This is a genomic window from Clostridium sp. TJA085 (assembly GCF_058310235.1).
The window spans coordinates 1,073,732-1,100,336 of record NZ_JBZEEZ010000001.1; the positions used below are offsets into that span (position 1 = coordinate 1,073,732).

General features: G+C 27.4%; 24 protein-coding genes. 1 reads left to right on the plus strand and 23 read right to left on the minus strand.

What is annotated here, in order from left to right:
• Positions 1 to 45: 45 nt before the first annotated feature.
• From AC4FQW_RS05535 to AC4FQW_RS05625, 19 genes are all read right to left on the minus strand, one after another.
• Positions 46 to 903, minus strand: coding sequence for a CAP domain-containing protein (locus AC4FQW_RS05535; protein WP_491147733.1), 858 nt, complete (start codon positions 901 to 903; stop codon positions 46 to 48).
• 243 nt (positions 904 to 1,146) lie between these two features.
• On the minus strand, positions 1,147 to 1,890 hold the full coding sequence (locus tag AC4FQW_RS05540) for a transglycosylase domain-containing protein (protein ID WP_491147735.1): 744 nt from the start codon (positions 1,888 to 1,890) through the stop codon (positions 1,147 to 1,149).
• Positions 1,891 to 2,064: 174 nt separating this feature from the next.
• The gene (locus tag AC4FQW_RS05545) at positions 2,065 to 2,943 is read right to left on the minus strand and encodes a GNAT family N-acetyltransferase (RefSeq protein WP_491147737.1); all 879 of its coding nucleotides are present in this window, start codon (positions 2,941 to 2,943) and stop codon (positions 2,065 to 2,067) included.
• 37 nt (positions 2,944 to 2,980) lie between these two features.
• Positions 2,981 to 3,640: a TVP38/TMEM64 family protein gene (locus AC4FQW_RS05550; protein ID WP_491147739.1), complete on the minus strand. Its 660-nt coding sequence runs from the start codon at positions 3,638 to 3,640 to the stop codon at positions 2,981 to 2,983.
• 123 nt (positions 3,641 to 3,763) lie between these two features.
• Positions 3,764 to 4,675: a homocysteine S-methyltransferase family protein gene (locus AC4FQW_RS05555; RefSeq protein WP_491147741.1), complete on the minus strand. Its 912-nt coding sequence runs from the start codon at positions 4,673 to 4,675 to the stop codon at positions 3,764 to 3,766.
• Complete coding sequence (locus tag AC4FQW_RS05560) at positions 4,650 to 5,192, minus strand: GNAT family N-acetyltransferase (RefSeq protein WP_303131154.1); 543 nt, start codon at positions 5,190 to 5,192, stop codon at positions 4,650 to 4,652. The genes AC4FQW_RS05555 and AC4FQW_RS05560 overlap by 26 nt, the downstream gene beginning before the upstream one ends.
• A 90-nt stretch (positions 5,193 to 5,282) precedes the next feature.
• Positions 5,283 to 6,239: an MraY family glycosyltransferase gene (locus tag AC4FQW_RS05565; protein WP_303131155.1), complete on the minus strand. Its 957-nt coding sequence runs from the start codon at positions 6,237 to 6,239 to the stop codon at positions 5,283 to 5,285.
• 242 nt (positions 6,240 to 6,481) lie between these two features.
• Complete coding sequence (locus AC4FQW_RS05570; protein ID WP_491147742.1) at positions 6,482 to 7,123, minus strand: V-type ATP synthase subunit D; 642 nt, start codon at positions 7,121 to 7,123, stop codon at positions 6,482 to 6,484.
• A 3-nt stretch (positions 7,124 to 7,126) separates the two neighbouring features.
• Entirely contained in the window at positions 7,127 to 8,506 is a 1,380-nt protein-coding gene (locus tag AC4FQW_RS05575; RefSeq protein WP_491147744.1) for a V-type ATP synthase subunit B, read from the minus strand.
• Positions 8,499 to 10,277 carry a V-type ATP synthase subunit A gene (locus AC4FQW_RS05580; RefSeq protein ID WP_491147746.1) on the minus strand — a complete coding sequence of 593 codons (1,779 nt, stop codon included), beginning with the start codon at positions 10,275 to 10,277 and terminating at the stop codon, positions 8,499 to 8,501. The genes AC4FQW_RS05575 and AC4FQW_RS05580 overlap by 8 nt, the downstream gene beginning before the upstream one ends.
• A gap of 18 nt (positions 10,278 to 10,295) precedes the next feature.
• Positions 10,296 to 10,607, minus strand: a complete 312-nt coding sequence (locus tag AC4FQW_RS05585) for a V-type ATP synthase subunit F (RefSeq protein WP_491147748.1) — start codon at positions 10,605 to 10,607, stop codon at positions 10,296 to 10,298.
• Entirely contained in the window at positions 10,600 to 11,601 is a 1,002-nt protein-coding gene (locus AC4FQW_RS05590) for a V-type ATP synthase subunit C (protein WP_491147750.1), read from the minus strand. The genes AC4FQW_RS05585 and AC4FQW_RS05590 overlap by 8 nt, the downstream gene beginning before the upstream one ends.
• A gap of 16 nt (positions 11,602 to 11,617) precedes the next feature.
• Positions 11,618 to 12,214 (minus strand): V-type ATP synthase subunit E, encoded by a 597-nt coding sequence (locus tag AC4FQW_RS05595; RefSeq protein ID WP_491147752.1) that lies wholly within the window; start codon positions 12,212 to 12,214, stop codon positions 11,618 to 11,620.
• 18 nt (positions 12,215 to 12,232) lie between these two features.
• Entirely contained in the window at positions 12,233 to 12,709 is a 477-nt protein-coding gene (locus tag AC4FQW_RS05600; protein ID WP_491147754.1) for a V-type ATP synthase subunit K, read from the minus strand.
• A gap of 25 nt (positions 12,710 to 12,734) precedes the next feature.
• The gene (locus AC4FQW_RS05605; RefSeq protein ID WP_491147756.1) at positions 12,735 to 14,684 is read right to left on the minus strand and encodes a V-type ATP synthase subunit I; all 1,950 of its coding nucleotides are present in this window, start codon (positions 14,682 to 14,684) and stop codon (positions 12,735 to 12,737) included.
• The gene (locus tag AC4FQW_RS05610) at positions 14,671 to 14,997 is read right to left on the minus strand and encodes a hypothetical protein (RefSeq protein WP_303130134.1); all 327 of its coding nucleotides are present in this window, start codon (positions 14,995 to 14,997) and stop codon (positions 14,671 to 14,673) included. The genes AC4FQW_RS05605 and AC4FQW_RS05610 overlap by 14 nt, the downstream gene beginning before the upstream one ends.
• A gap of 220 nt (positions 14,998 to 15,217) precedes the next feature.
• Positions 15,218 to 16,879: a B12-binding domain-containing radical SAM protein gene (locus AC4FQW_RS05615; RefSeq protein ID WP_303130133.1), complete on the minus strand. Its 1,662-nt coding sequence runs from the start codon at positions 16,877 to 16,879 to the stop codon at positions 15,218 to 15,220.
• Between the two features lie 21 nt (positions 16,880 to 16,900).
• On the minus strand, positions 16,901 to 17,395 hold the full coding sequence (locus tag AC4FQW_RS05620; RefSeq protein ID WP_303130132.1) for a hypothetical protein: 495 nt from the start codon (positions 17,393 to 17,395) through the stop codon (positions 16,901 to 16,903).
• A 151-nt stretch (positions 17,396 to 17,546) separates the two neighbouring features.
• Positions 17,547 to 18,830, minus strand: coding sequence for a PQQ-dependent sugar dehydrogenase family protein (locus tag AC4FQW_RS05625; RefSeq protein ID WP_491147759.1), 1,284 nt, complete (start codon positions 18,828 to 18,830; stop codon positions 17,547 to 17,549).
• A 150-nt stretch (positions 18,831 to 18,980) separates the two neighbouring features.
• Here AC4FQW_RS05625 and spoVB point away from each other — a divergent pair, with 150 nt between their 5' ends.
• Entirely contained in the window at positions 18,981 to 20,474 is a 1,494-nt protein-coding gene (gene spoVB / locus AC4FQW_RS05630) for a stage V sporulation protein B (protein WP_303130130.1), read from the plus strand.
• A gap of 100 nt (positions 20,475 to 20,574) precedes the next feature.
• Here spoVB and AC4FQW_RS05635 read toward each other — a convergent pair whose 3' ends face one another.
• The 4 genes from AC4FQW_RS05635 to AC4FQW_RS05650 all read right to left on the minus strand — a co-directional run bounded on the left by AC4FQW_RS05635 (position 20,575) and on the right by AC4FQW_RS05650 (position 26,540).
• Positions 20,575 to 22,197 (minus strand): putative polysaccharide biosynthesis protein, encoded by a 1,623-nt coding sequence (locus tag AC4FQW_RS05635; RefSeq protein WP_491147762.1) that lies wholly within the window; start codon positions 22,195 to 22,197, stop codon positions 20,575 to 20,577.
• Between the two features lie 14 nt (positions 22,198 to 22,211).
• Positions 22,212 to 23,183: an RluA family pseudouridine synthase gene (locus AC4FQW_RS05640; RefSeq protein WP_303130126.1), complete on the minus strand. Its 972-nt coding sequence runs from the start codon at positions 23,181 to 23,183 to the stop codon at positions 22,212 to 22,214.
• A 67-nt stretch (positions 23,184 to 23,250) separates the two neighbouring features.
• Positions 23,251 to 24,435 carry a M20 metallopeptidase family protein gene (locus AC4FQW_RS05645; RefSeq protein ID WP_491147763.1) on the minus strand — a complete coding sequence of 395 codons (1,185 nt, stop codon included), beginning with the start codon at positions 24,433 to 24,435 and terminating at the stop codon, positions 23,251 to 23,253.
• A gap of 89 nt (positions 24,436 to 24,524) precedes the next feature.
• Complete coding sequence (locus AC4FQW_RS05650; RefSeq protein WP_491148165.1) at positions 24,525 to 26,540, minus strand: ATP-dependent helicase; 2,016 nt, start codon at positions 26,538 to 26,540, stop codon at positions 24,525 to 24,527.
• Between the last annotated feature and the right edge of the window lie 65 nt (positions 26,541 to 26,605).

Below are 26,605 nucleotides of genomic sequence, written 5' to 3' on the forward strand. Positions count from 1 at the left end.
TTATAAAATATTAAAAAGGTTACTCAAAAAGTAACCTTAATAATTTTAACTATAAAATTCTTGTGTTGCATATACTGTGTTTCCTGATTTATATGCGCCAACACCTATGCCAGTAAAGTTAGGTGATAATATATTAGCTCTATGTCCAGGTGAATTCATCCAGTTCCTCATGAACTTACTAGCTAGTACATCTGCTGATTCTCCTCCGATATAAGCTATATTTTCTCCCCAACTACTATATTTAACTCCATCATTTTTCATCTTTTCAGTAATTAAATTACCTTGAGGATCCCTATGATCAAAGTATTTTCTAACTGCCATATCCTCTGATTTCATTCTTGCATATTTTTGCATAGTATTACTATAACTTAAAGTATTAACCCCTGCCTTTTTTCTTTCTATATTAACTAATCTAAATATCTCTGATTCAACTTGTGACATAAAATTACTATTGCTTGAACTTTCTTTTACAGATGAATGTTTTTCATTTGAATTTAATTTTTTACTATCACTTGAATTATTATTAGTTACTTTTTCTTCAATGTTATTGTTTACTTTAGTGCTATCTTCTGATTTTTTGATAATTTCATTTTTATTACTATCTTCTTTTTTGGTTGCAGACTGTTTATTATCGCTTGTCTCTTTTTTTATATTAGATTTAGATTCATTTTTTAATACTTTTGAATCTTTACTTAATATTTTAACATCCTTATTTTCTTTAACATTTTTTTCTTTAGTATTCTCCACATTGCTATTCTCTTCAACTTGTACTACTTCTTTATTTGTATCTTTCTTATTTGAAGAACCTACATTTATTCCTGAACACCCAACTAATGATGAAGATAGTATAAGCATTGCTATTAATCTGTATTTCATTTTTACAACTCCTTTTTTTCTTTTCATTGTGTTGTTCCATCTGTCAATACATTTATACCATAAATATTCCACTTTTCTTATGGTAGATTAATAACATTTATGAATATATAATACTTTTAAACAAAAACTATACTTATATGGAATTTATAACAATAGCTAATTTTACAGTATTACTAGCCTAAGACGATTATCCCATAATTTAACTTGTATAAAATTACTAGGTATATTTTTTCATTTTATTTGCAAGTTTTAATACTTTTATTCAAAATTTCATACAAATTCTGCTAACTTATGAAAGTTGAATTTAATATTATGCAATAAATTATCGTCATTATATTTACACTTATTATTTTTATATGTATTTCCGTACTTTATTAAAGCTCTTATAACCTGCTTTTGCCTTTTTTTAGCTAGTCCATTATTTTTACTTAATGCATAAATACTAGGTGCTTGAGGAATTCCAGCAAGTATAGTAGCCTCATTAAAATTCAATTCGCAAGGTGTTTTTTTAAAATATCCTTTTGAAGCATTACTTATACCAAAATAACCATCTCCAAAACATATTATATTTACATACAATTCAAGAATTTCTGATTTTGTATATTTTCTTTCTAATTGTATTGATAAAAGCAATTCTTTTATTTTTCTACTAAGATTTCTTTCATTTGATAAACACATATTTTTAGCTAATTGTTGTGTTATAGTGCTTCCACCTTCTATTACTTTTCCAGCAATAATATTATGTATTATTGACCTTAATATAGATATAAAATCTATAGCTCCATGTTCATAAAACCTATGATCTTCTATATCAATTACCGAATTTAAATATTTTTCATCTATATTTTCTATCTTTACATAATTAGGTCTTTTTTTGATTTCTTGTACTTTTTTATCTATTATTTTATTATCGTATAAACATTTATTTTCTAAATAACTTAGTCCAATAGAAGTAAATAATAATAAAACAATAATAATCATTAATATATTTTTATACCTTAAAACTAAGTTCATATAATTACAAACCTTTCTTAATAAAAATATTTATTATAATTTAATTATAAAATTATATTTTTAAATTTAACATTTAATTTTCTTACTTTTTTCTTTCAATTTTTCAAAAAATAAGAAAATCAAACTTTAAACTACAAGAAATTAATATAAAATTATAGGGTTACTAAAGTAACCCTATATTACTAAATCCTTATTTTTAAGTGTAACCCAATAACTTAAAATGCCTTTTTCTTTAAAACCTCTTTTTTTATACATATTGTAAGCTATTTTATTTACTTCTATAACTACTAAATATATATTCCTTATTTTTTTATTCACTAAAAACTGTATTGCCGTCTCTAATAATCTTTTACCATATCCTTGTCCCCTAAACTCTACCGGAAGCCCTATATCAAAAGTAGCATTATTGCCATTTACATATACATTCATTACTCCTATTCTTTTATTTTTATCTAAAACTATAAAATAATAATTTCCAGTATAAGATTCATTTAAATATTCATTTAGCTCAAGTTCATTAAGCGATGCTCCATGAGGCATATTATTAAATGCTTTATTATATAAACTCATATATTTTAATTTATTTTTATCATTTAATTTTTCCAAATTTAAAATATGTTCTTTTTCACTCTTATCATTTATTTCCATTATCTTTGCTGAATAAGAAACTTTTAATCCTAACTTTTCAATTATTTCTTTAGTTTCTTTTTTTCTAAATCCTAATAAAATTTCATTAGCATTATTTTTATTACATATATAATATAAAAATTTAATTAATTCCTCTATAATGTACTTTTTATCATTATAGCACTCTAAAATATCTAATGAATATATATAAGCAATACCTGTTATAGATATTTCTTTAAGTATAGCTCTTCCAATACCTAATACTTTGTCAGAATCGAATATTATAGCTATACCTTCACCATAATTATATGTTTTTGTATTAAACATACTTTCCATCTCTGAAAGAGAAATATATTCTTTTCTATTCATAAATATAAGTAAATTATCTTTTTCTTTTGAATTCAAATCGCAGAAACTTTTAATCATATTTACTCCTCTTTCCTTCTATAATATATTTTAAATATTATACTTTTATTTTATTTTTTGATCCTATTATTTTTTTAGATAATAATACTCCAGCTATAAGTATGATTATAGGTACTATAAATTTAGGTGAACATGGATCCAAAAAGTTTTCTCCAATAATTGAATAACACATAGTCTCAGGTAAAACACCTATTAAAGATGCTATAATAAAATCTTTATATCTTATTTTTGTAAGTCCACAAGCATAACTTAATGGATCATATGGAAGAATTGGTGGCAACCTTAATAAAAGCAAAATTTTAAAACCATTTTTCTCCATATTATCATCTAACTTCAAAAGCTTATTGCCTATTATTCCATTAACAAAATCTCTTCCTAAATATCTAGCTACAAAAAAAGCAATTGTTCCTGATATAAAAAATCCAATCATAGTAAATATAAAACCATATACCGGGCCAAATAATATACCACTAAATACTGCTAATATATTAGTTGGTATAAAAACAAAAAATGGTTTTATTATATAGACTCCAATATAAGCTAAACTAGCTAATACCTTATTATCTTTAATTGATTGACAAACTTGATTCATATCTAATGTTTTTAAATACTCAAAGTTAATAGCAAGAACTATTAATCCAACTACAAGTATTATTATAAAAATACAAAACTTTATTTTTGATAAATTTTTTTTCAATTTAAAATCTCCTATACTAAATATTAAGTAATTTAACTTAAACATATAAAATAAATAATGTAAAGATTAAAACAACATATTTCATTTTTGTTTAAAAATTTAAAGATATCCTTAAGGATATCTTTATTTTTTATTAAGGTTTTTATTCAATTCACTTATAAATTCAGGAGTTGTTCCACAACAACCTCCAACTATATTTGCACCACTACTTATTATTTGTTTTATATAATTTAAAAATTCTTCTTTTGTCATATCATATACAAGCTTATCTTCTATAACTTTTGGTTTCCCCCTATTTGGCATTGCTATTATAGGTAATTTAGTAAGATACCCAGCTTCTCTTACAAGTTCTATCATATCCTTAGGACCTGTTGAACAATTAAATCCTAAAGCATCTACTCCTAACTTCTCTAATTCAATAACCATGTCTTTAACTGTATATCCAAAAATCGTTTTTAAATCTTTATTAAAAGTCATAGTGGCAAATATCGGCTTATTTGTAATATCCTTTGCTGCAATTACAGCAGATTTCATCTCGTACAAATCCATCATAGTTTCAATCATTATCAAATCTACACCTTGATTTACGCCCACTTTAATCTGCTTTTTAAATATTTCTATTGCATCTTCATATTCTATACTTCCTTTTGGCTTTATAAACTCACCAAGAGGCCCTACATCAAGAGCCACTAAACACTTAGTTCCATTAACAGACTTTTTAGCTATTTCTACTGCACTTTTTACAATTTCATATACAGTAAAAGAACTAGACTTTAATCTTACATCATTAGCTCCAAAAGTATTAGTTAATATTATATCTGCTCCAGCATCAACATACATCTTGTGAATTTTTTCTATTTTATCTTTATTTGTAATATTATAATCTTCTGGATTTTTAATCATTTTAAGTTCAACATCTTGAAGCATAGTTCCCATAGCTCCATCTAAAATTACTACATTTTTATCAAAATTATCTATTATGTTCAAAATATAATCATCTCTCTTAAACTTATTTACATCTATTAAAATATTCATCTTTAAACATTGCCATAACTATTTCATCATAATACTTACCACATCTATATATTTCTTTTTTAAGTACTCCTTCTTCTTCAAACCCTAATTTTTTATAACAATTAATTGCTCTTTCATTAAAAGAAAATACTCCAAGCTTTATTTTCTCCATATTGCATTCTTCAAATATAAATTTAATTAATATAGATAATGCATCATATCCATATCCTTTGCCCCAATAATTTTTATCACCTATCATAATTCCAATAGTACAGTTTCTATTTTTTATATTAACAGCATTTATACTACAACCACCTATAATATTTCCAGTGCTTATTTCCTCTATTGCAAAATCATAAGTTAAACCATTTATTTCTCTATTCTTTTTTATCCATATTTCTTCTTCTCGTTTACTTATAGGAAATGGTATATTTAAGTCTAAAAACTTTTTAACCTCAAAATCATTTACAAAATTTAATACCTTTTCAATATCTTCTTCATTATAAGCTCTAAGTAGAACTTTACTTCCTATATACATTATAATCAGCCCCCAATTGTATTTTAAACTATATTATATATTAATAATTATAAAAACAAAAGCATTACTAAAAAGTAATGCTTTAAACTTCTATGGATGATTATAAAATAATAATATTATCGATAAAAACGAACAGACTATACTTATTCCTACAATAAAATGTACTATTTGAGGTTTTGTAAAACCCTTTTCTTCTAATCTAAAGTGCATTTGACTTCTATCTGCTTGATATACAGGTTTCCCCTCATTAAATCTTTTAAATATTACAAATAAATTATCAAATATCGGCACTGCTAAAGCTAATATAGGTAATAGAAGACTTAATACTGTAGCTTGTTTAAATGCGCCATCTAAGGCTATAATACTTAAAATAAATCCTAAAAAATTCGCTCCAGAATCTCCCATAAAAACCTTTGCTGGATATTTATTGTAAATTAAAAATCCTGCTATTACTCCTGCTAATGCTGCAGATATGCTTGCTGAATATTCTTGAGATAATATTATAGCTGCAATAAAAAATGTAATTGAAGAAACTAATGATATACTTCCTGCAAGTCCATCCATTCCATCTGACCAATTTATCACCGTAGTAACTCCAAATATCCAAGTTATACTTAAAATAAACTGTAAAAAAGTATTTAATTCAATATATACCCCTGTAAAAGGATTAGTAAAACCTTTAAACGCTACACCAGCATTAAAAACTATTATTGCCGCTAATATTTGTATTATAAGTCTAGGTAATATAGGAAATTCCTTTCCTATTGATTTATAATAATCATCTACTAAACCTATAACTAATATAAGAACCGACGCTACAAATATCCATATTCCATGAGCACTATCAAATTCATTAGCTATAAAATAGTAAACTATAAAAAACCCTATAAACATAGTAAGTCCCCCACAAAGTGGTGTTACCTTTTTATGCTTCTTTCTCTTTGTAGGCTTATCCGTAAAACCTATTTTATTAGATAGCTTCATTATTAATGGCATAAGTATAGCCACTATTAAAAATGAAACTATAAATTCTATAAAATAATCCATTTTCCATTCTCCTAACTCTCGTTAGACTATAAAATTTTAATATAACTTTATAATCTAATAAGAATTATACTATTAATATAATTTATTATCAATTGAATTGCTCTAATTTTAATTTTGTTGTAATGTTTTCAAAAATAAAACATTACATCTTAAGTACTATAATTATATTAATTATATTAATTGTATTAGTATCTTGACAAATAATTACACCTTAGAATTATTCTAAGGTGTAATAAATAAAGTTATCCTCTTTGCTCTATCATGCTCTTAACCTTCATAAGTCTTGTTAGAGCACTTCTTTCATTTTCATCAAGTTTCATTCTTATGTACTTGATAGTTTCTTGAAGTTGAGGAATTGTCATATATTCAAGAGCATTAACTCTTCTTCTTGTCTTTTCTATTTCATCTGCCATAAGTTGGCATGACTTTTCTACTTCTGCTAATTCTAAAAGCTTTGGTAATATTCCATAAAGCTTTGTTATAGCATCATCAAGTTCTGATGATGTGTTCGCAAATCCATATGGGAAGATACTACCTTCATCTCCTTCAAGCTGTCTTTTAAAGTTCATAACTGGAACATTAACGCTCATTATGTTCTTATTTCCAACATCTACTGAGATACTTTCTTTTGGATAAGCAATTGCTTCCTCTAAGAATTCAGAACTCATTACAGCTCTAGCCATAACGAAATCTTTTAATGAACCTTCTAGCTCACCTTCAACTTCTTTTCTTAAATTATTATTATATTTAACAAGATTGATAAATTGTCTCATTAACTCATCTTGCTTATCTTTTAAAAGCTTATGACCTCTAGTAGCTGTAGTTAATCTCTTCTTCAGCTTTGTGAGTTCCATTCTAGTAGGATTCACATTTAATCTAGCCATAGCCTATTCTTCCTCTCTTGGCATATATTTTTCAAGATATTCGTCTCTAATTCTCTTAAGCTCTGTTCTAGGAAGTAATGCTAATAGCTTCCATCCTAAATCTAGAGTTTCAGTTATAGTTCTATTTGTAGTGAAACCTTGTGCAACATATTCATTTTCAAAGGCTTCTGCAAATTTAGCAAATGCTTTATCTGTTTCTGAAAGAGCTGATTCTCCTAAGATTGCTGATAATTCTTTTGCTTGTTTACCTTGAGCATATGCTGAGAATAATTGGTTCATTGTATCTGCATGATCTTCTCTAGTTTTTCCTTTACCTATACCTTTATCTTTAAGTCTTGAAAGTGATGGCAATACATCTATTGGAGGCATAATACCTTTCTTATAAAGTTCTCTTGAAAGTATTATTTGTCCTTCTGTTATATATCCAGTTAAGTCTGGAATTGGATGTGTTTTATCATCTTCAGGCATTGTAAGTATTGGAATTTGAGTAATTGAACCTTCTTTTCCTCTAAGTCTTCCTGCTCTTTCATATAAAGTAGAAAGGTCAGTATATAAGTATCCTGGATATCCTCTTCTTCCTGGAACTTCTTTTCTAGCAGCTGAAACTTCTCTTAGAGCTTCTGCATAGTTTGTTATATCTGTCATTATTACAAGCACGTGCATTCCTTTTTCATACGCTAAATATTCAGCAGTAGTAAGAGCCATTCTTGGAGTAGCTATTCTTTCGATAGCTGGGTCAGAAGCTAAGTTCATAAATAGAACTGATCTATCTATAGCTCCTGTTTTCTTAAACTCATCAACGAAGAATTGTGCTTCTTCGAATGTAATACCTATTGCTGCAAAAACAACAGCGAATTTTGAATCAGAATTTAAAACTTTCGCTTGTCTTGCAATTTGAGCTGCAAGTTCTGCATGTGGAAGTCCTGATCCTGAGAAAACTGGAAGCTTTTGTCCTCTAACAAGAGTATTAAGTCCATCTATTGCTGATATTCCTGTTTGAATAAATTCTGATGGATAATCTCTAGCAACTGGGTTTATAGCTTCTCCATTTATATCAAGTCTTTTTTCTGGTATTATCTTTGGACCATTATCTATTGGTCTTCCCATACCATCAAAGACTCTTCCAAGCATATCTTCTGAAACACCAAGTTCAAGTGGTCTTCCTAAGAATTTTGCTTTAGTTCCTTTTAAGTTTATTCCTGAAGAACCTTCGAAGATCTGAACCATAGCTTTTGAACCATTAACTTCTAGTACCTTACCTCTTCTTTTTTCTCCATTTTGTAATTCTATTTCAACTAATTCGTCATATTTAACACCTTCAACACCTTCAACAGCCATTAAAGGTCCTACTACTTCCGTAACTGTTCTATATTCTTTAGGCATTTAGAACCCCTCCTTCGCTGATAAGTTTGTTCATTTCAGATGTTAAATCTACTCCGATTTGATCAATCTTTGCTATATCTTCTTCAGAGATGTACTTAGCTCTAGCTATTCTATCTCTGATTTCACTCATACCTAAAATTTTATCTAAATATACTCCATTTTCTAAAGCTCTATCTGCTTCATGCTTAAATTGAAGTATAAGTTTTAACATTTTATGTTGCTTATTTAATGAAGTATATGTGTCAACTTCATGGAAAGCATTTTGTTGAAGATAGTCTTCTCTTATTGACTTAGCAATTTCAAGTTTTAATCTATCTCCTTCTGAAAGTGCATCTATACCAACAAGTCTTACTATTTCTTGAAGATTTGCTTCTTCTTGAAGTAAAGCCATAGCTTCAACTCTAAGTTCTGACCAATCTGAAGCAACTTCTTCATCCATCCATTCACCAATTCTATCAGCATATAATGAATATGAGTTTAACCAGTTAATTGATGGGAAATGTCTTTGATATGCAAGTTGAGCATCTAGTCCCCAGAAAACTTTAACAATTCTTAAAGTAGATTGAGTAACTGGTTCTGAAATATCTCCTCCTGGAGGTGATACTGCACCGATTGCTGTAACAGCTCCTTCTCTTCCATCTTTACCAAGACATACAACCTTACCAGCTCTTTCATAGTAATCTGCAAGTCTTGATCCTAAGTATGCTGGATAACCTTCGTCACCAGGCATCTCTTCAAGTCTTCCTGACATTTCTCTTAATGCTTCTGCCCATCTTGATGTTGAGTCAGCCATGATAGCTACTGAGTATCCCATATCTCTAAAATATTCAGCTATTGTAATACCAGTATATATTGATGCTTCTCTAGCAGCAACTGGCATGTTTGATGTATTTGCTATAAGAACTGTTCTCTTCATTAAGCTTTGACCTGTTTTTGGGTCTTTAAGTTCTGGGAACTCATTAAGAACATCTGTCATTTCGTTTCCACGTTCTCCACATCCAACGTAAACAACTATTTCAGCATCTCCCCATTTAGCAACTTGGTGCTGAACAACTGTTTTACCAGCTCCGAATGGACCTGGAACTGCTGCTGCTCCACCTTTAACAACTGGGAAGAATGTATCTATAACTCTTTGTCCTGTAGTAAGTGGCGCAACTGGGTTTAACTTATTTGCATAAGGTCTTCCCTTTCTTACTGGCCATTTTTGCATCATCTTAACTTCTTTATCTCCATCTTTAGTTTCAACAATACAAACTACATCTTCAACAGTAAAGTTTCCTGATTTTATATCTTTTACTTTACCTTCTACTCCATAAGGAACCATTATTTTGTGAAGTACTACTGCTGTTTCTTGAACTGTTCCTATAACATCACCAGCTTCCACTTCATCTCCAACTTTAACTATAGGATTAAAATCCCAAGTTTTTTCTCTATCTAATGATTTTACTGAAACTCCTTTTGTTAGGAAGTCTGAACCTGCTGCCTTCATGAAAGCATCAAGAGGTCTTTGAATTCCATCAAACATTGCTTCAATAAGTCCTGGTCCAAGCTCAACGCTTAAAGGTTCTCCAGTTGTTATAACTGGGTCTCCAGGTCCTATTCCTGAAGTTTCTTCATATACCTGTATAGATGCCTTATCGCCTCTCATTTCTATGATTTCACCGATAAGACCTTTTTCTCCAACTTTACATACGTCAAATATATTAGCTTCATCCATACCTTCAGCAACAACTAAAGGTCCTGAAACTTTGATTATTTTTCCGGTCTTCACCTTACAAAACCTACCTTCCTATAAGATATTAACGCCAACAGCTTTTTCTACATTATCGCTAATTCTTTGCATTCCTATATTTAATGATCCTTGATTGCTTGGAATTAATATTACAGCTGGAAGTGTTGCTCTATTGTATCTTTCAATAGTTTCTTCTACTTCTTTTGCAACCTGCTCTGTTACAAAGATAACTGCGTAATCTTGCATAGCTAATCTATCTATAGTTTTTCTTGCCTCATCAGCTTCAACAACTGGAAATACATCAATTCCTAAAGCTTTAAATGCTAAAACTGAATCTTTATCTCCAACTACACCGATCTTCTTATACATAAATATCACGCAGCCTTTCTCTAATTACTTCCCCTGAGATATTATTGAGTTTACCAACCATTATAATTCTAACTACTTTTATTTCTGTTTCTTTTGCATATATATAAGCTAATACTGGTTCAACTCCAAAAGGAATGAACTTAGCTTCTTTCATCATATTCATAATGTAGTTATCAATTAATTTTTCTAAAAGACCTGCTGAACCAGTCTTTGTATAATCTTCAATTCCTAATTTTATAAGTTCACTATAATCAGTGAAAGATAATTTGTTTGATATGTTTTCTGGTGCATCATTTAAAAAGCTTACTATTGTTTCTTTATCAATTGCCCCACCATTAATTATAACTTCTTGTAAAAAGTCTCTATTTTTATTTTGCTTCTTAACTCTTAATAAAGTTTTTATGTTAGTTAAATCTATTAAAGCTTTAACATATTTATCAATAAACATATCATTTAATTCTTTAGCAATATCCTTCATTTCAGTGAACATAGCATTATCTAAAATAATGTCAATTTCCTGTGGATCTTTGTTAGCTTCAAAAGCTTCTTTAGCTTTTTCTATAGCTTCTCTCATAACCTTTGGCAAATCACCTAAGTTATTATTATTTATACTTTGTTTTAATGTATGAATATCAATTTTACCAACTGATATTAACATTTCACTGAAATCTTTTTGAAGGAATATACCTTTTAAAAGAACTTTTATATTATGATAGTCATACTTTATACTCATTAAGTCTATTAAAGCTTTTGATGGTGATGCATCATACATAAGCTCATATACTCTTTTAAGCTCTTTTGATAGTATTATTTCATAATCTTCAGCTCTTTTAACACCTGTCATAACATTGGCATACTCAGATTCTTGAAGCACCTTAAGTGCTTCATTTGCAGAATCTCCATCAATCATTCTATCGATTTTAGCTTTATCAAGGAGTCTTGTTTCTAATACTCTAAGTCTTGGTATAACTTGAGTAAATTCCATTGAATTCATTCTGTTTCCTCCTTAATTAAAATAATACTTGAGCTACTTCGAATTCTAAATCATCTCTTGATGAATTTACTAAATCTTCGAAAGTATTATTTATTTCTATTCCATCCTTTTCTAAGATAAATCCACCTCTAAAAGTTCTTACTTCATCACTGATTGTAAGTTCTCCTTTTTTTCCTTTTTCTTTTAATTCACTATTTATTGTATTAAGTAGTGAATTATCTACAACTGATTTACCTTTTTCGTTTAATATAATATTTTCATCCCCAGTAATATCTGAGTTAATTATCATATTTTTAATGAAGTTTTTTAAATCTTCATCTGACATTGAACATAATTCATTTATACTCTTTTCAAAAACTGAATCTATAACTTCCTGTTTAGCTTTTAGCTTTTCATTTCTTGCTTTAAGCTCTGCACTTGAAACTATTCTTTCTTGTCTTGTTTTAGCTTCAATCTTTGCTTTTTCTAGCATAGAAGCTTCTTCCATTTTAGCTGCTGCTTCTTTTTTAGCAATTATTTTTGCTCTTTCTTCATTAGCAGCATTAAGAATACTTTCCTTTCTCTCTTCCGCATCTTTTAAGATTTTAGAAGTAAGATTTTTTACGTCTGACATAACTTCACTTCCTCAATATTAAAACTTGAATACTAATAAGATTGATACAACGAATCCTAATAATGCATATGTTTCAACCATGGCAGCAAATATGATACCTTTAGTTGTTTGTTCTGGTTTTTTAGCTAATATTTGAACACCAGCTGCTGCTGTTTTACCTTGAGCAATACCTGAGAATAATCCTGCTATAGCAATTGGTAAACATGCAAATAATAAGTATAATCCATTTTGGAATGACATATCTGGTGTAATCTTTAAGAAAACTAATAATCCAATAACGAATCCGTATAAACCTTGTGTACCTGGTAATAATTGAAGTACTAATGCTTTACCAAACTTTTCTGGTTGTTCTGTCATTAATGAAGCTGCTGATTCCCCAACTAGTCCAACCCCTTTAGCTGAACCTATTCCTGATAATCCGACTGCTAATGCAACACCTATTGCTGCAAATACAAATCCTCCATTTTGTGTAAAAAATTCTATCCAAGTATTCATTTTAAATTCCTCCTGTTTACTAACATTAAATCTCTTTTTTTATTTTTATATATTTATCTAGTGTCTTAAATGGTTTAAATGGCTTTCCGCCACCTTCATAGAATTTTGAGAAGTACTCAACGTACTCTAATCTACATGTGTGAACGTAAGCTCCTAATAATGATAATCCAAAGTTGAATATTTGACCTAAGATAAATACTAATGGTCCAAATATAAAGAATGCTACTCCTGGGAACATACTTATAATAAGATTAATTGCTCCAGCTATAGATCCTCCAGCTAATCCTAAGGCCATTAATCTTGTATATGAAACTAAGTCTCCTATGTAGCCTGTTATTCCATATAAAGCATATAAACCTTCTCCTAGCTTACCTCCAACTGATTCCATGTGTCTTCCTTGTGTTAATACAATAAGTACCATACCAATTATCATACACCACATACCAATTGTTTTTACAAGTGGATTTCCTGCAAATGCACCGTATCCAAATACTCCAATTGATACTAATGTTATAACCCATGATCCTACATCACAGAAAGCATCAAATGTTCTTCCATTTCTTATTAATACATAAGCTTTTATTCCTAGTCCAAAGAAGATTTGAATTACCCCAAAAACTACTGACATAATAAGTATTGTTGTAACATCTTTGTTAGTGTCTATAAGAGCTGGTAATTTTATCAAATCACCAAAGACCGCTCCATATATAAGTCCAAAGATTATTGTTGGAAAACTTAAATAGAAGAAGAACTTAGCAAATTGCTTTTGCCCATCATCTAATTTAAATGCCTTAAGTGCTATTATTGATCCTACAAGTAGTAATACTCCATACCCAACGTCTGCAACCATCATTCCAAAGAATAATAAGAAGAACGGCGCTAAAAGTGGTGTTGGATCTATTTCATCATATCTTGGTAAACTATACATTTCTGTTATACTTTCAAACGATTTATTTAAATCATTATTTTGTAATCTTATTGGAACTTCTTCTATTTCTTCTTCCTTTACATCTTCAAATGCAAGGTAATAATCTTCTCCAAGCGTATCTTTTATTACTTTCTCAAAGTCATTATTATCTGAAGTAGCAATCCATCCTTGTATTAAGCTTACCTTTTCAGTTCTTAAGAAATTATTCTTAACTGTTTTTCTTGAATAAACATTTGAGAAGTATTCAAATGCTAATTCTAATGTTTCAACTTCTTCTTCAAGAGTTTCTAATTCTTCTTTTATAAAAAACTTTTCTGATTCTATTTTTTCAATTCTATCCATGCTTTGGTGGATAACTCTTATTGGAGTTTCATTTTGTTCAGTCTTAAATGAACTAAATCCAAGACCTCTTAAAATTTCCTCAACATCTTCTTCATTATCTTTATAAGCTAAACATAAGAAGAAAATGTCATCGTTAGTTTTTGATATTATTTCTAAGTAATAATCTTCTAAACTTGATTTTAGTTCTTCTTCATATTGCTTAGAAACGCTTCCTAAGAAGTATGGTGTCTTCATACTCTTTAAATCTTCAAAGGATACATCTAGTCCTTCTAATGGTTTTAGAGAGTCTATGACGCCTTCAAGTTTTGTCTTCTCGTTTTCTAGATTTGCAAGGTGAACTTCTTTTTCTTTAAGCATTGAATAAATATCAATCCAATTACTTTTATTAACTACTTCTTCAAGTTCTGTTAATGTTAAAGTTCTTTTTCCTTCACGCATTGCTTTTAATCCTGATTTTTGAGGTACATAAGCCCTTAAAAATTCTAGGGCAAATCTAGCTTTTGATAAGTCTTCTTCACATTTTGCAAATTCTGAATCAACTTCGTCTTTTAATAATCCTTCTAAAGCTTCTTTGCCTTGGATGTATTCATCATTTTGAAGGTTTATGAATTCTACCTCCCTAAAGCCTTGTAGCTTCTTTAAAAGATTATCTTTTTGTGATTCAAAGCTAAGCAAAGTGAATTTGTTCATCTTAACTATTGCCATGAATCTTCACAATCCTCTCAATCACTAATTTTACAGCATTATTTTTTTTATCTTCTTTAATGTCATAGATATCTTTGGCTTCTTGCTTTCCCTTGTTTAATATAGGTTCAGCTTGTTTATTGCCTGCTTCAACAGCATCATTCATTATACTATTGCACTTGTTCTTAGCCCCTTCTAAAACTCTATTGTAACTTTCAGTAGCTTCTATGGTAGCTTTTTGAACGATATCCTTTGCTTCGGCGTTTGCAGACTTTATCAATGCTTCCGCTTCTGCTTCTACTCTCTTAATCTCTTTAATTGCTTCTAATGCCAAAATCTCACCACCTTTGCACTTAAATGTGTAATAATATATGAATTAATACTTTATATAGTATTAATTACTTTTTATTCATATTTTTAATTATACACTTTTTACGGATAATTTCAATAAATTTATTGATATTTGTCCATATAAATATTAATTACATGTTAATTTTATAAACTCTAATTTAATATGTATACATTTTCTACATTTTTTGTTAACTATACATTAATTAATTGTTTAACATAATAAAATTTTTATCATTATCTAAAAGTGCGTAAACTTCTGACTCTAATATTTTATCCTCTTCTATAAATTTAATTATATCTATATAGAATTTTTCTACACTATAATCTCTAAATGAATATTCTTCTCTTAATTCATCCTTTATTTTTCTTTCTTCTTCTTTAGTTATATTGCTTTTAATGTAATCTGGTATACCTCTTCTCTTATTATGCAATAAATAATCGTATCTTATTATTTCTCTTAAAATAAAATTATTTTCCTTTAATACTTCTTCATTAAAATCTAAAAATAACTTATAGTATTCATTACTTCCTATGCTTCTATTAAAGTAACCCTTTTTATCATAAAACATAGCTAATTCATGAAACAATTCAAAAGGTTCTTTAAATTTAGGATAAAAATAATTTAATATATTATTGAATTTTTGGCTATTGTAATACTTATCAACCATATGCTCAACTTTCTTTAAATCTATAAGTTCAAAATAACTTATTTTGTTTGTACTTAATATTTCGTACGGAGGATATGGTGAATATTTCATATTATACTTATCACTTTCTTCTCTCATAGAAGATCCTTTTAACAGTTTTAAAAATCCTAATTGTATTTCTTCTGGATGTATTGAATGAACATCATTAAATGATTTTCTAAATGAATCATAATCTTCTCCTGGAAGTCCTGCAATAAGATCAAGATGTTGTTTAATGTTTCTTATTGAAAGTAACTCTACAACCTTTTCTTTAATATCGGAAAAATTAACAAATCTATTTATATTAGATAAAACTTCATCATTTGTTGTTTGTACACCAACTTCAAATTGAAATCTTCCCTCTGGTGCTTCCCTTAATAATTCAATTTCTTCATTTTTTAAAATATCTGCTGATATTTCAAAGTGGAATTGAGTTTCTGTATTGCTCTCTATCAAAAACTTCCATATAGCCATTGAAAATTTATGATTACAATTAAATGTTCTATCTACAAATTTAACTAATTTAACTTTCTTCTCTATAAAATAATTTAGTTCTTCTATAACTCTATCAATTTTATGAAATCTTACTCCATGTATGGTAGATGATAAACAGTATTTGCAATTAAAAGGACATCCTCTTGATGCTTCATAATATACAATTTTATTATTTAAATCTTCATCATCTTCATAAGGAAATACTAATTCATCCATAGACATAAGTGGTCTACTACCATTGAAATTAACTTTTCCATTCTTTTTATAAAATAAACCTCTTATTGATTCAATATCTTTTATACCAAGCTTATATTCTACAAATTCTCTAAAGGTTTTTTCGCCTTCTCCTTCTATTATATAGTCACCAGAAATTTCTTCTAGTATTACCATACTATCATATGATACTTCTGGTCCACCATATAATATCTCTATATTAGAATCAACTTGTTTTATAAGGTCTGAAAGCCTTTTTACCATTTCAACATTCCATATGTATGTTGAAAAACATACTACATTTGGCTTTTCTTTTATAATTTCTTCTAATACTCTCTCTTCTCTATCATTTATAGAAAATTCTCTTATTTTACATTCTGCATCCATATCTTTAGTAAATGCCTTTAAGTATCTAACAGCTAGATTACTATGAATGAATTTTGAATTTATAGCTGTAAGTAATATTTTCATAAAATTCTTCCTCTCTAAAGTTTAAATTTTTGCTCCCTTAATAAAGTATACATCCTCCCAAACTTTAGTTTCTTGTATTTTAAAAGTTTTTTCAAGTATACTTTTTGTTTCTTCATAATTTGATGAAGAAAAAATATTATTGTTTTTTATATTATATTCATCAATATTTCCATTTGGTAATAAAACTCTTAGCTTACTATCTACAAGCTCACCTACATTTTTATTTATATCCCATATATATATTTCTCCATGTTCTTTTAATAATTCTGATACTTCATTTATTAATGATTCTTTTTTATTTAATGTCCATAGAGAACTTAAATTAAAGAAAAATGTACATGCATCATACTTTTTATTTTTTATAACATTTACATCATCACATTCACTATCTAATGCTACTTCATCTTTTGCATCAACAGACAAGCTACATACTATACCAGAGTTTTCACAAGATACATCCAAAATATCCCCTTCAATTTTTATATCTTCAAGATTTAAAATTATAGTTTTTTTCATAAAAACCCCCCTCTACCCATAACTTATCTATATATTATCATTTATTTAACTCTATATCAAAGATAAAAATAAATATAAATATTTATTTAATTGTAAACATACAATATTAAAATTTTGTATATAAATAAAAGGTAGTTAACAAAACTGTTAACTACTTTTTATTTGAAAAATTATTCTTTTTGAATCTAATTACTGAATAACCTAAAATAAATATCATTGTTATTAAAATCATTACTATAACAATTTTAGGTATATTTCCATCTATAATTGAATTACCTTTATAAATTCTATAAATATATCCATTTTTACTATCTAATAAAAAGCACGAATCATTAACTATTATTAAATCATTAATATCACTTTCATTATCTAATTTAATAATTTTTCTTAATCCATTTTTTTTAGTTAATCCATATAAAACTTTTTGTTTTTTATCATACAATATAATGTCATCTTTATTAAGTATTACTCCATTTTTATCTATGGCCAATTCTTTTAATGAATTTATATCGTTATACTCATAATAAGGAGTTTGTCCACGTTTTTCAGGTGGATCCTTTATTAATTCGCTTATTTTTTCTGAATCTGTAAATCTCGGTGAAGATATTGGATTTCCACCACTAAAATCTGGCCACCCATACCATAGTCCCTTTTTAATATTATATATATAATCTGAATCTCTAATTACAGGTCTCTCACCTTTGTTTTCAATTCCACCTACTATACCATAAATTTCACCCTTACTATTAATATGATAAGCTTCTACGTTTCTTATTCCAGATGCAAATAATTTTGTTGATAATGTTTTTAAATTAACTTCTATTATAGATGCATTTCCTATTTCTTCTCCTAATATAACTTCATTATTTTTTGTAACTTCACCATAATTTTTAAAAGCTCCTGTTTTTATTTTTCCATAATTTATACCATTTAAAAGTAAATTTAAAGGTGATATATCTTTAACTCCATTCTTTTCTGCTATTCCAGAATTTGTAGCAGCTCCAATTGATATTAATAAACTATCTTCTTTTATTAATAAATTCCTATCTATATTTTCACCTTCATATAAAAGGTTATTTTTAAGTATCTTTTTATTTCCTTCTTTATCTATAGAAATTAAGTTTTCTTTTGATAATATATATATTATCCCATCCTTATAAATTAAATCATCAATATTAAAAGTAAAATCTTTAATTACTCTTTTTACTTTATTTTGATTATCCACTTTTACTATTTCATCATCATAAGCTATATATAATTCATTTTTTTCACCATTTGTAATAGCAACAGCTTCTTCAAAGCCTTTAATAAATAAATCTATTTTTATATCTTCCATTAAAATATCCATAGTATGCTTATTAGAATACTTGTATATCCCTAGTGCTAAAGTAACTATAATTACTGAACTTATAAAGAACTTTAAAAACCTAAGCACAATTAACCCCCACCCCTCTTTACCTTATTAAATTTATATTTTATATAACACATATAATATTCCTATTATTTAAATACTTTAAATAAAATATTTAATATGTTAGGTGCATATATTTAATATTATTTAGCTTATATAAAGGGGGATTTGCTTTTGGAGAAAGATAATTTTTTTAAGAACTCTTTTTTATTAACAACATCAAATATAACGACAGGTCTATTGGGATTTGCCTTCTCTATATATTTATCAAAAATATTAGGAGCAGAAGGAATTGGTCTTTATAATATAATAATGCCAGTATACAATTTATTTATATGTCTTATGACTGCTGGAGTAGTAGCAGCTCTTTCTAAGGTTTCTGCAGTTTACTACGAAAAATCCCAAACTAATAACTTGACTAAAACTATAAATACAGTTGCTGTATTTAATATTGTATGGTCTTTATTGATAGGAATAGTAGTATTTTTATTAGCTCCTTACATAGGTAAATATGGTATAAATGACCCTAGAACAATAAATGCTATTAGGGTAACTTGTCCTGCTATGGTTTTTATTTCTTTAAGTAATATTTTAAAAGGATATTTTTTAGGAGTTTCTAAAATTATTGTGCCAGCAATTGTTGATATTTTTGAAAAAGCTATGAGGATTGTTACAATAACTTTATTAGTATATTCATTTGCTTCTAATAACTTATCAACTTTAGTTACATTAGCTTATGTATCATTAGCTATTGGAGAACTTCAAAGTTTAATTTTACTATTTATATATTATAGAAGATGTGTGTCTAAGCTTCCAAAACCTAGATTTAAAGCTGATGGAAGAGCACAACTTCTTTTTAATGTATTAGTTATTTCTATACCATTATGCTTAAATGGTTTTTTAAATAATATATTTGCTACAATGTCAACTTTATTAGTTCCAAGAAGACTTATGGCAGCTGGTTTTTCTTACCCTGAAGCATTAGCTTTAATTGGAAAATATACAGGTATGGCAGTTACTTTAATAGGTATACCACTTATTGTAGTAGGCTCTATTAATACATTACTTATTCCAGACTTATCTCAAACATTAAGTAAAGGAAACACATACGAAGCTTCATTAAGAATAAAAAAAGTTATGAAAATAGCATTTTTATTAGGTTTATCTACTACCGTAATTTGCTCACTTGTTCCTTATGAACTTGGTAATTTATTTTATGGAAGGAACGATCTTGGTTCTTATATATTTATAGCATCATTATCAGCACCAATATTTTTCACGTCCTCTACTATGTTTGGAATTTTAAATGGATTAAATAAACAAGGAATAATAGTTAGAAATTCTCTAATAATAGCAGTACTTGAACTTATATGTTTATTTATATTTACTTCTATTCCTCAAATTAATGTTTATGGTTATAGCTTAAATCTTTTTATAACATCAGTTGTTTCACTAGCAATAAACTTATATGAGGTAAGAAAGGAAATTAATATAAATTTATCAATAACAAATATAATTATTTTTGTGTTACTATCAATATTAACATTTTTAGTTTTAAACATATTTATAAAAAATGTATTACATCCACTTAGTTCAATTGAAACATTATTTATTGTAGCTATTACATTTATAATTTTTATATATTACTCTAAATTTGGAGAATATTAATTATAGATAATTGTATTAAAATACTATTATAAAAATTTAATTTCAAATATAAAAGGCTATGTATAATAAATTTTTATTAATTATACATAGCCTTTTTAAATTATCTTATTTTCTTTCTTATAAATCTTGGAAGAATTCTATATATTCTAGGTGATACAGCTTCTATATCTAGCTTTCTAATTCCACCTAGTACAATCATTATATAAAAATACACAAATCCTCCAATTCCAACTAAGATTATAGTATAAATTAGAGTATATATAAATACAATTATTCTTCCATTTCCAATAAAGCTACCTAAAACTTCTATAGGTTGTTTTAATATAAATATTACTATAGCCATACAAACTGATGCCATTATAGGTTTTATACAATTTCTAATCATAGATATCCTAGTTCTTATAGCTTTTCCTATTATTCTACGGTTAATTATGACTGGCAGTAAATAACATAAGAAGTTACCAATTAATACACCCATAATATTTACTTCTTTTATTCCAACGAAAATATAGTTTGCTAAAATTTTAAATATAATTCCAATAGTAAATGAAACTATCATTGGATAAAATCTACTAATACCTTGAAGTATAACACCTTCTACTTGAGCAATAGCCATAAATATAAGTATTATTGAACCTAACCTCATAAGATATGCTCCTTGAGAGCTTCCATATAATATTGTGTATATGTCATCACTTAAAATCGCAAGTCCAAACGCTGCAGGTATTGTTATTGCAAATGTTATTCTGAAAGCAAAATTTGTACTTTTTTTTATTTGCTTTCTATCTCTTAATGCATAAGCTTTAGATACAGCCGGTAATATAATAGTTGTAAGTGCTGTTACTATTATAAGTGGTACACCAAGAAGCGTTTTATACTGATAATATAATCCATATAAAGTATCAGATTGATTTACCGTGAAGCCTGCACTTAAAAGCCTTAAATTAACATTTGCCATATCAACTAAACCACCAAAGTTTTGTATTCCCGCACTCAAAGTTATTGGTAATCCATATCTAACCAATTTCCTTACTATAGTTTTAGTTGTAATTTTCTTTCCATGTAAATTTTCTGTAAGAATATCTTCTTCAAATTTTTTCTTATCATAAACATAAATAAGATAAAATATTGCAATTAAAGCTCCAACTGAAGTACCTATAGTTCCTCCAGCAGCCCCCATTGGTTCACTTATATGTATAAAAAGAAATGCAAATAATAAACTTACTACAACATTTAATATTTGTTCTAAAACTTGAGAAATAGCAATACCTGACATTTCATCTTTTCCTTGAAAATATCCTCTATAAGCAGATAAAACAGCAGTTAATACTATACTTGGTGCTAAAAACATTATTGCAAATTTTGCATTACTAATCTTTATTAAATTAGTAAGTGGACCTGCTATAATTATTACTAAAATGGACAGAACTAATCCTACTATCCCATAAACTTTTCTAGATACCTTAAGTGCTTTTATAGCATCTTTCTCATTTCCTAAAGCTCTTATCTCAGCTACTATCTTTGCTACAGCTGGCTGACATCCCATGCTTGTAAGTGCATAAACAAACATAAACACTTCATAACTTCTAGAATATATCCCAACTCCATTTGTTCCTATAATTCTAGTAAGAAGTGGCACATAAAATGCTGATAAAACTTTAGCTATAATTCCAGCAAGAGATAGTATCATAAATCCTTTAGTAGATGATGACTTTTCCCTCATTTTAAATCCCCTATCTATAATCTAATTTTAAATACATCGTGCTTAATTTTCTTAAATATAGGTGGAAGAGCTTCTACTATAATTTTATTTTTCAAATAAGCAAGTTTTCCGTCTACATTTTTAAAGTTTAATTTATATGCATATAAGAACTGATAATTTAATCCATATTTATTTAAGAAATGTGAATTTAATTTCTTATCTCCATACTTAGTATCCCCTATTATAGGATTACCAATGTGTGAAAGATGCGCTCTTATTTGATGACTTCTTCCTGTTATTAAATCAATTTCTAAAAGTGAAAATAATCCATCACTCTGGATTGTTTTAACTTCCATTGATATTTCTTTTGAATCTCTTACTTTATTATCATAAACCTTTGATATGTTGCTTTCTTCATTTTTTAATATGTAACCTTTATAAAGTCCGTCCTTTATTCTTCCCTTAACTAAAGCCATATAGTATTTTTTGACTTTACCTTCTCTAATTATCTCATTAAGCTCTCTTAATCCTTCAAAGTTTTTACCAAAAACTACAACACCTGAAGTATTTCTATCAAGTCTATTGCATGGTGCTGGAGTAAATGTTACTTCTTTTTCTGGAAGATAATCTCCTTTTTCATTTAAATAAGATAAAACATAATCAGTAAGTGTTGGTATTTTTTTATTTGTATCAGGGTGAACTAATACTCCTGGCCACTTTTCAACTACAACCATATTTTCATCTTCATAAACTATCTTTAATGACCTTGCATCAACTTTTATAAAGTTATCTTCTCTCTCAGTCATTTTTTTACTTTGTATATATCTAACTTCAACTACATCATTTATTTCTAATGTATATTTTTCCTTTTGTTTCTTACCATTTACTCTTATGTCACCTTTTCTAAGTGCTTTAAATATTGCACTTAACGGAACATCCTTAAGTAATTTTCTTAAGAATTTATCTAGCCTCTGGCCAGCTTCATTAGCTCCTATTTCTATTCTCACTATATAATCACTCCTATTTAAAGTTCTTTAGTAAATCTTTTTCTCATTTTTATAGATTAATCTTTATTTATTCCATTGTCAAATAATCGAAGGCTGATTGACACTGAATAGCAACTCCTAATGGTATCGCATCTTCATCTATATCAAACAAACTACTATGAGCTGATTTATCCGTTCCCTTATCTATATTTGCTGTTCCTAGAAAATAAAATGCTGAATCTCTTTCCATTGCAAAGTATGCAAAGCTTTCTACCCCCATGCTTGGCGACTTTTGCTCTAATACATTTTCATTGCCTAATACGCTTATTGCAGCATTTTTTACTAAATCTACACATTCGTCATTATTTATAAGGCATGGATAGCTTTCTTCTATTGTAACTTCTGCCTTTCCTCTTCCAGTCATAGCTATTCCTTCTGATATTTCACAAACTCTTTTACATGCAAAATATCTATCTTCTGGAGTCATAGTTCTTATAATACCTGATATTTCTACTGACTCTGGAATTATATTTTGAGCTGTTCCTCCATGGAAAGTTCCAACTGTAACGACAGCAGGATTAACAGCTGAAATTTCTCTACTAACTATTGTTTGAAGTGTTGATACAACATTTGCACCAATAACTATTGGATCTATAGTTGCACTTGGTGATGCTCCATGTCCACCACTTCCTGTTATTTTTATTTTATATGGATTTGATGCAGCATTTACTACACCTTTTTTTATTTTTATTTTTCCACATTCAACATCCTCTGCTACATGAAGACCTATAACTCTTGAAACTTTAGGATTTTCAAGTACTCCTTCTTTAATCATTACACTAGCTCCACCTGTAGTCTCTTCTGCTGGCTCAAATAATAATTTTATATTTCCACTGAATAAATGTTTATTATCATTTAATATTTTTGCAGCCCCTAAAAGAATTGTTGTGTGAGCATCATGTCCACAGGCATGCATTCTTCCTGGAATTTTTGAACTATATTCACAAACCTTTTTATCTTGTATTGGAAGTGCATCCATATCAGCTCTTAATGCAATTGTCTTTACAGGACCTTCTTTAGTTCCCTTTATAATTCCACATACTCCTGTAGTAGCTACACTTATATATTCAATACCTTCCCTTTTTAAAAAGTCTTTTATTAAATTTGAAGTTCTTACTTCTTCAAATCCAACCTCTGGGTGCATATGTATATCTCTTCTTATGTTTATTAATTCTTCTTTTATCTTATTTGCTTCGTCTTTAAAATTAATCATTTTATCCCTCCTTATTTTAAAGGTACTATTTAAAACTCCTAGAGTTAATTATACCATTTTTTTAAGTTATATTTTATAATTTATAACTATCATCCTATTATTGTGATTAAATTTCTTTCTAACAATACTTTTATAGAAAAAGTTCTAGAAGTACCATCTTCAAATAATATTTTTATTTTATCACCATCTATACTATCTATAACCCCATGCTCTTTTCTTCCATTATGAAATATATTTACTCCTCTTTTAAATTCACTTGGAACTTCATCATCATTTTTAAATTCAGTTTCTTCTATAAACCTAGAAATCTCCTTAAATTTTCCTCCCTTAGTCTTTGGAGAATATATATATAAATTATCTATAGCTCTTGTTATTCCAACATAAAAAAGTCTTCTTTCTTCTTCTATATTTTCTTCTCCAGCTGATACATGAGGAATTGTATCTTCGTTACAATTTACAAGAAACACATTTTTAAATTCCATTCCCTTAACTCTATGTATAGTGCTTAATATTACCCTATCTTCATCTTTTCTATTTTTTGAGTTTTCTATTTCTTCTTTTACATTTTCTATATGGCTAAAAAACTCAAATATTGTATTAAATCCATTAGCTGAAATTTTAAATTCTTCTATTATTTCTTCTAAATCATCTATATTTTGATTAAACTTATTACAATACTCTTTTAAATAATCTAAATATCCTAAATCACTTATTATAAATTGAATTGCACTATTTAATGACAATTTTGATAAATAATTTATATCTTTTTTTAACTCATCTAACTTTTTAGCTTGAAATGGTGGTGTATCTTTTTTCTCTATCAAAATATCAAATGGATTTTTATACTCCTTAAAATTTCTTACATAATCTAAACTACTTTTACTAACATATCTAAAAGGTTTATTTATTATTTTTAAAAACATTTCCCTATTATTAGGATCTATTGAAAGATTTAAATAATTTAAAATATCCTTACATATAAAATGTTCAAAAAAATTATATTCTTTATCTAATAAAGTAAATGGAATTTTCTTTCTAGTAAATATATCAATAAAAGTCATTGATTCCATATTGGTTCTATATAAAATTATATTATCTTTATAATTATAGCCTTTATTTTTTACTAAAGATTTTATTTCATCAACTATACTTTCTCCTTGAATTTGTTCATCATAAGGTTTATTTATCTTTATAATTCCATCAATATCTTTATTAGCTATAATATGTTTTTTATTTCTTTGAATATTTTTTTCTATAATACATTTAGCTCCATCTATTATATTTTTAGAACTTCTATAATTTTTAGATAAATAATATTTTTTTGCATCTTTAAATATTTTATTATATATAACCATATACTCTGGCTTTGAACCTCTAAATGAATATATACATTGATCTTCATCTCCTACTGCAAATAAATGATTATATTCTCCTTCATTCATCATCTTTAAAAATTGTATTTGAAGTTCATCACAATCTTGAAATTCATCTACCAATATATATTTAAATAAATTTTTATAACCTTCCTTAAGTCTACTATCTTTTTCAAGAAGATTTATAACTTTAATTGCTAAATCATCAAAATCCCACAAATTATTTTTTTCTTTATATTCACTATAAGATTTAAAACAATCTTCAAATATTTCTTTTGTTAATGATGGTTTAAATTCACTTAAATTTACTCTAGATGTTTTAAATAAAGATATATTATTTATTACTTCTTTTATTTTATCTTCATTTATATCATCAAAATACTTTTTTAAAACACTTTCTATTAGCTTATTTACTTTATACCCTTCTATTATATTTATTTCATAACCTTCTCTAATTAGCATTTTATAAAAAAGTCCATGAAATGTTCCAAAAAAAGGTGAATTAACTCTATCGAATCTATTTTTATATCTATCTTTCATGTTTAATGCAGCAGCTTTGGTAAATGTTATAACTATTATATTCTTGTTATATATATTAAGCTCTCTAACTAAATAATCTATTCTATTTATTATAACTGTTGTCTTTCCAGAACCTGGAGCTGCAACAACTAAAATATTTCTTTCTTTAGCATTTACAGCTTCATTTTGAAATGAATCTAATTTCAAAAAAATTCCCTCCTCTATTATTGATTATTGCCACATCTTATAGGGAATAACTATATTGTAATAATTCTATT

Bases quoted from the DNA above. Each gene is read 5' to 3' on its own strand.
- AC4FQW_RS05535 (WP_491147733.1), bottom strand. From the start codon at position 903: ATGAAAAGAAAAAAAGGAGTTGTAAAAATGAAATACAGATTAATAGCA.
- AC4FQW_RS05540 (WP_491147735.1), bottom strand. From the start codon at position 1,890: ATGAACTTAGTTTTAAGGTATAAAAATATATTAATGATTATTATTGTT.
- AC4FQW_RS05545 (WP_491147737.1), bottom strand. From the start codon at position 2,943: ATGATTAAAAGTTTCTGCGATTTGAATTCAAAAGAAAAAGATAATTTA.
- AC4FQW_RS05555 (WP_491147741.1), bottom strand. From the start codon at position 4,675: ATGAATATTTTAATAGATGTAAATAAGTTTAAGAGAGATGATTATATT.
- AC4FQW_RS05560 (WP_303131154.1), bottom strand. From the start codon at position 5,192: ATGTATATAGGAAGTAAAGTTCTACTTAGAGCTTATAATGAAGAAGAT.
- AC4FQW_RS05565 (WP_303131155.1), bottom strand. From the start codon at position 6,239: ATGGATTATTTTATAGAATTTATAGTTTCATTTTTAATAGTGGCTATA.
- AC4FQW_RS05570 (WP_491147742.1), bottom strand. From the start codon at position 7,123: ATGGCTAGATTAAATGTGAATCCTACTAGAATGGAACTCACAAAGCTG.
- AC4FQW_RS05575 (WP_491147744.1), bottom strand. From the start codon at position 8,506: ATGCCTAAAGAATATAGAACAGTTACGGAAGTAGTAGGACCTTTAATG.
- AC4FQW_RS05585 (WP_491147748.1), bottom strand. From the start codon at position 10,607: ATGTATAAGAAGATCGGTGTAGTTGGAGATAAAGATTCAGTTTTAGCA.
- AC4FQW_RS05590 (WP_491147750.1), bottom strand. From the start codon at position 11,601: ATGAATTCAATGGAATTTACTCAAGTTATACCAAGACTTAGAGTATTA.
- AC4FQW_RS05595 (WP_491147752.1), bottom strand. From the start codon at position 12,214: ATGTCAGACGTAAAAAATCTTACTTCTAAAATCTTAAAAGATGCGGAA.
- AC4FQW_RS05600 (WP_491147754.1), bottom strand. From the start codon at position 12,709: ATGAATACTTGGATAGAATTTTTTACACAAAATGGAGGATTTGTATTT.
- AC4FQW_RS05605 (WP_491147756.1), bottom strand. From the start codon at position 14,684: ATGGCAATAGTTAAGATGAACAAATTCACTTTGCTTAGCTTTGAATCA.
- AC4FQW_RS05615 (WP_303130133.1), bottom strand. From the start codon at position 16,879: ATGAAAATATTACTTACAGCTATAAATTCAAAATTCATTCATAGTAAT.
- AC4FQW_RS05620 (WP_303130132.1), bottom strand. From the start codon at position 17,395: ATGAAAAAAACTATAATTTTAAATCTTGAAGATATAAAAATTGAAGGG.
- AC4FQW_RS05635 (WP_491147762.1), bottom strand. From the start codon at position 22,197: ATGAGGGAAAAGTCATCATCTACTAAAGGATTTATGATACTATCTCTT.
- AC4FQW_RS05645 (WP_491147763.1), bottom strand. From the start codon at position 24,435: ATGATTAATTTTAAAGACGAAGCAAATAAGATAAAAGAAGAATTAATA.